The organism is Aliivibrio sp. S4MY1, from assembly GCF_028765545.1.
Lineage (GTDB): Bacteria > Pseudomonadota > Gammaproteobacteria > Enterobacterales > Vibrionaceae > Aliivibrio.
On the sequence record NZ_JARACP010000077.1, the window covers coordinates 1 to 356 of the forward strand.

At 47.5% G+C, this 356-nt stretch carries 1 pseudogene; it reads right to left on the reverse strand.

Annotation, left to right across the window (positions count from 1 at the left end):
• Positions 1-327, reverse strand: a pseudogene (locus tag PVK71_RS20410) (DNA circularization N-terminal domain-containing protein); the annotation flags it as partial.
• Positions 328-356: the final 29 nt, after the last annotated feature.

The window sequence follows — 356 nt, forward strand, 5'->3', positions numbered from 1 at the left end:
ATTGAATAAGGCCAGACTTTCCTGCGTAGATACGCTGGTTGCTTCATTGATACGTGCGTCTATTTCTGTCGTGATACGACGTAGATCATTCAGGATAAACACCGATTGCGTTGTCGATAGCACGACATCAAACGTATCGCGTGGAGTCAGCGTTTCAATGTCTTTATTCATCAATATGGCGGCGATGACGAGTTGTCGATTAAAATGTGCGGTTGGTACGAGAGGATCGATCAGGTCAAGCATAGAGGCTTGTGCGATACGTACAGGGTCAACCGCCTGACTTACAGAGTGCGCTTCTGAACGAACCGCTTTTGCTACACTTCTCACGGTCTTACTGAGCTGCTCTGCGAACTGTT